We start from the raw sequence: 4,603 nt of genomic DNA on the forward strand, positions 1-4,603 counted from the left end.
GAAGTAGCACTGCTCTACAGCGCCGTTAATATTGGCCTTCTCTTCAGCATTTTTTTTGCTTCGCACGCCGAACGTTCCAACAAAATGGATTATGTCTATTATCCGGACATGGCCGCGCGGATTTTATTCATATTAACTGCGCTCGTCTCGGTGTTTTTTTCTTCATCATGGTTGTTTACGCTGATTCTATGCGCGGCTTATGCCATTCATTCCCTCAACACGCCGATTTTAACCAGTATTTATCGCACGAATTATCCCAACGACAGCCGTGGAAAAATCATGGGCGTTGTCCGAACCGTTTTCAACCTTGCTTTCGTTGCCGCTTCATATATTTTCGGTTTGATGCTTGATATCGATGGTCACAATTATATTTATGTCTATCCGATCATCGGGCTCGTGGGCATATGGGGAGTTCGCGAATTTCGTAAAATCAAATTACAGGAGGCACCGGTCAACGGTCAGGCGTCTCCGGAACATCCGTTAGTGCAGTTCCGCCGTGTAATGAAACAAGACAAACCATTTGCGTTTTTCATGGCGTACTGGGCAATTTTTGGATTTGCTGCAATAATGATCGATCCTGTCAAAACCATTTACGTGACGGATGTTCAGTACGGAATTAATGCCAATTATGAAGAAGCGATTTTAGCCGTAACCGTAATCCCGCAGGCAGTGATGTTATTGACGTTTGCGTTTTGGGGAAAACAAATTGACAAGTATGGAGTGATTAAAATCCGTTTTCTTCTCAACATTTTACCGACGATTAATTTATTGTTGTTCTATTTCGCAACCGACCTCAAGTTGATTTATCTGGCGAGCGTTTTGCAAGGAATTTCTATGAGCGGCGCACAATTGAGTTGGCAATTATGCGTCATGGAGTTTGCCCCGAAAAATCAAGTGGGCATTTACATGGGTATTCATACAATGTTGACGGGAATGCGCGGAATAGTTGCCCCGTTTGTCGGCGCAATGTTGATTGAAGGCGTGGGAATCGGTAATACTTTTCTGGTAGGTTTTGGACTGATGGTAATCAGTACGGTGATGATGATCCGTTTTGCCCGGGACAAAGAGCAGCATGACGAGGCTCATCACATCACACGGGATTACGTACCAAAAATTAAAGCATAAAATTATTCTTCGAGCGAGCTTTTGATTTTGCCTGTTTTCAAAAAGCGAATGGATGTTTTGGCTTTTTGTACGATAGCTGTAAAAAGTTTATATTTCACTGGATTCAAAATGCATTCATACGTTCCTATCCATTTCGTTTCCGTTTCGCAAAATCCTTTTTTGAAACGGTAAACGCCCCACAAAGGATGTCCTTCCGCCGGATGAGACGGAATTCCCCAAAAATCGTAAGACGTTGCGCCACGCTGCTTTGACCAAAGAATAGCTTGCCAGTGGATCAAATGATTGGGCATCAGATTACGGTGCTCATTGGATGAAGCGCCGTAAAGATATGTCATACGCGAGCCGAATACTGTCTGAAAAATCGCGCCTAAAGGTTTGTGGTCGAAATACGCAACAAATACGGTAGCCATATCGTGGCGGCTAAGGGTTTTCCATAAATGATGAAAATACGAACGGTGTAAAATCATGAACTGATCACGTTCGCTTGTAACTTTAAAAAGATCGTAAAATATATCAATACCTTGAATTGAATTTTCTTCTTTAACGACTACACCTTTTTTCTCGGCCAGTTTAATATTATAACGTGTTTTGTGATGAAAAGATTTTAATAATTCGTCAGGTTCAGGCTTAATATCCAAAATGATGGTGCCGCGCGGCTGCACATTTTCTTGATTATAAGAAAAACCCGAATTCTTGAACGCGTTGATCCAGTCCCCAGATGTTTCCGGAATTTCCGGATCGCATTTGATCACAATGACTTTTTCTTGTTTGGCCAACTGGCGAATTGAGTCGAAAAAAAACTGAATGAGCTGGAGATCATAGCGCTTAAAAATCGGGCCGCGAGGAATATAAAAAATCGATAATCCCATCGGTAATACGCGTTTGAGAATCAACGCCGCCGCCAGCCAATGACCATTATCATCAGTCGCACAAGCGTAAACGGATTTCCAAGTACCGCTTTTAACTTCACCCCATTCGAAAGATTGAAGGACCGATCCGTGTGGAGCTTTGCCAATAAAAGCATTCCATGCATCGCGCTGAGTTTGAGTGATGAGTTGAAAATTCATGCTTCGGTAAATATCTCCGTTTTGCGGCTTTCAATTCCACCGGCAATAAACACAACTGTTTTTTTAAAGATGTCCGACGTCAAAATTTGCTGAAAAATGTTTTCAAAATCTTCATGGGAAGTAAACTGGCCCCATTCCATCCATATATTTTTTTGTTTATCATCAAGGCATCGGTAGATCCGGTAACTGATGCATTCCGGGAACTCCATGAATAAGGCTCTTAATTGATGGGCCGTATCAATATATTCCGATTCTTTTTCCGGAGAAACTTTATAATACGTAAAAATTTCACATGTCATAGCGGATAAGTTTTTTTTGTTTTAACGTTGTAATGGTATCCGATCCGGTCAGAAACATCACGAGACATAATTCTTTTTTTAAAAAATCGATTTCGTCTGATAATCCTTTTATGCCATCGTTCATTAATTTTTTTAATAACGGTCTGGCCATTCCAGCCATCGATGCACCGAGAGCGAGCGATTTGGCTATATCGACTCCGTCTTTAATGCCGCCGGAAGCGATAATGAAAAGATCGCGGATTTTAGACGTTTCAACAATACAGTCGGCAGTCGGAATTCCCCAATTCCAAAATTTTTTTGCAAGCCGTTGGACGTGAGTGGTTTTTTCACCCGGCCGCTTTCTGAATGATTCCACCGCCGACCACGACGTACCGCCGGCGCCCGAAACGTCAATATACCGGACTCCAGAATTGTACAATCGTTGAGCTACTTCAGAGGAAATGCCGGCGCCGGTTTCTTTTACAATGACTGGAATATTCAGACGCAAAACCAATTGTTCAATACCGGACAATACGCCTTTAAAATTTAAATCGCCTTCGTATTGCACGGCTTCCTGAAGTGCATTGAGGTGAACAGCGATTGCATTCGCTTCAATTATATCAAGTATCTTACGAAGATTTTGTTCATGGATGCCTTTTGCGATTTGAGCTGCGCCAATATTGCCGATGATCGGAATCGTAGGCGCTTTTTTTCTGGCAATACGATAACTTTCAATTTGTGAATCGTCTTCGATCAATTGGCGCTGGCTGCCAACGCCCATGGCGATCTTCATTGATTCACACACCTCTGCAAGTCCGGCATTGATTTTCACTGCGCCGTCATATCCACCCGTCATGCCGGTTATGAGCAACGGAATGCTTAGACGCCGGTTTAGAAAATCTACGGATGGATCAATATCTTTAAGATGAAGCTCAGGTAAAGCATTGTGAACAAATTCGTACCGTTCAAAACCGGCCGTTTTGTTGTGATGTGCGACGTCTTTATCAAGGCTGATCTCGACGTGCTCTTTCTTGCGATTGACGGTAAGCGACGATCGAGACGGTGATTTTTTTTTCTTTTTCAAATGAAACGATATTGGTCAGTAAAAAAATGGCGAGCAGATTGGATTTATGACGATTCGATAAATCAAATTTTAAAATCATCCGGAACTTCAATTTCCATTTCGAGAAGACCCATTCCGTGGGTTTTGCCTTGGGCATCGTTTTTGAGGCTTTCTGTGCCGCCTCCGCCTAGTGAATCGTGCAGAATAAAATTCAATGCCAGAAGATTGGGAACTTCAAACCGGTCGACATTTCCAAAACAAATGTTTTTGAAGTGTTGTTTGACCGCATTTGGAGTAACTTTTTCACGCAGTAAATCATAATGCTCTTTTTTATAAGCAATGAGACCGACATTGGAGCTGTCACCTTTGTCGCCACTGCGTGCATGGGCGATATGTTTAAGCTGTATTTTTTTCATTCGTCTTCTTCTTCGACGGAGAGATTGCCGTTTTTATCTTTGATCAGGATTTTGAGCTTTTTTTCAGCTTCATTGAGTTTTGTATGACAATATTCAACTAATTTCATGCCTTCTTCGAATTTCAAAAGCGTCTCGTCTAACGCAACGTCGCCGCTTTCGAGCGCTTCTACGATCGACTCCAGTTTTTTGAGAGAGGTTTCAAATGTTGTAGAAGATTCTTTACCAGAGTTTTTTTTAGCCATGCATTGACAGCGTTAAATAAAGACAATTTAATTCCGACAAAAGATAACATAATGACGAGAATTTTTCAATGATTTAATCGTAACTTTCGCTTGAAAGTCTTTACGATTATTTTTAGCTTCACGCGCTTATTGTCGCGCTTATTGTATTGTTTCATATCTTTATTTTATTAACGCTCTCCACCTGAGATTTCAGTCATGAGCATCAATGATGTTTTTACCGATTTAAAAAAATATATAGAACGGCACCGTGAACTTTATGGCCATGAAGTGGTTGTCGAGTATTCTAACATACCAAAGACATCCGGATTGGCCGCTGAATCGAAACCTCAGGAAATAACACCGATGAAATCTTCCGCCGTCAGAAACGATGCTTTGCCGACACTGGACGAATTAAAGGCAACGGTATCCGGTT

Annotated in this window: 7 protein-coding genes; 2 read left to right on the forward strand and 5 right to left on the reverse strand. The window is 41.7% G+C overall.

Annotation, left to right across the window (positions count from 1 at the left end; translation table 11 throughout):
• Positions 1-1,125 (forward strand): MFS transporter (locus K1X84_16745; protein MBX7153278.1); only part of this gene is annotated, 1,125 nt, incomplete at its 5' end.
• A 2-nt stretch (positions 1,126-1,127) separates the two neighbouring features.
• Here the strand turns inward: K1X84_16745 and K1X84_16750 are convergent.
• The 5 genes from K1X84_16750 to xseB form a co-directional block, all read right to left on the reverse strand.
• Positions 1,128-2,192: a peptidoglycan bridge formation glycyltransferase FemA/FemB family protein gene (locus K1X84_16750; protein MBX7153279.1), complete on the reverse strand. Its 1,065-nt coding sequence runs from the start codon at positions 2,190-2,192 to the stop codon at positions 1,128-1,130.
• The gene (locus tag K1X84_16755) at positions 2,189-2,491 is read right to left on the reverse strand and encodes an antibiotic biosynthesis monooxygenase (GenBank protein MBX7153280.1); all 303 of its coding nucleotides are present in this window, start codon (positions 2,489-2,491) and stop codon (positions 2,189-2,191) included. Before K1X84_16755 ends, K1X84_16750 begins: the two co-directional genes overlap by 4 nt.
• A complete protein-coding gene (gene fni / locus K1X84_16760) occupies positions 2,481-3,554 on the reverse strand; it encodes a type 2 isopentenyl-diphosphate Delta-isomerase (GenBank protein MBX7153281.1) in 1,074 nt (357 codons plus the stop codon). Before fni ends, K1X84_16755 begins: the two co-directional genes overlap by 11 nt.
• A 62-nt stretch (positions 3,555-3,616) precedes the next feature.
• Positions 3,617-3,949, reverse strand: a complete 333-nt coding sequence (locus K1X84_16765; protein ID MBX7153282.1) for a hypothetical protein — start codon at positions 3,947-3,949, stop codon at positions 3,617-3,619.
• Positions 3,946-4,191, reverse strand: a complete 246-nt coding sequence (gene xseB / locus K1X84_16770) for an exodeoxyribonuclease VII small subunit (protein MBX7153283.1) — start codon at positions 4,189-4,191, stop codon at positions 3,946-3,948. The genes K1X84_16765 and xseB overlap by 4 nt, the downstream gene beginning before the upstream one ends.
• 195 nt (positions 4,192-4,386) lie before the next feature.
• Between xseB and K1X84_16775 the strand changes: the two genes are divergently transcribed.
• A partial coding sequence (locus K1X84_16775) for a hypothetical protein (GenBank protein MBX7153284.1) occupies positions 4,387-4,603 on the forward strand: 217 nt, incomplete at its 3' end.

It is taken from the genome of bacterium (assembly GCA_019695335.1).
In the GTDB taxonomy this organism is placed as follows: domain Bacteria; phylum CLD3; class CLD3; order SB21; family SB21; genus JABWBZ01.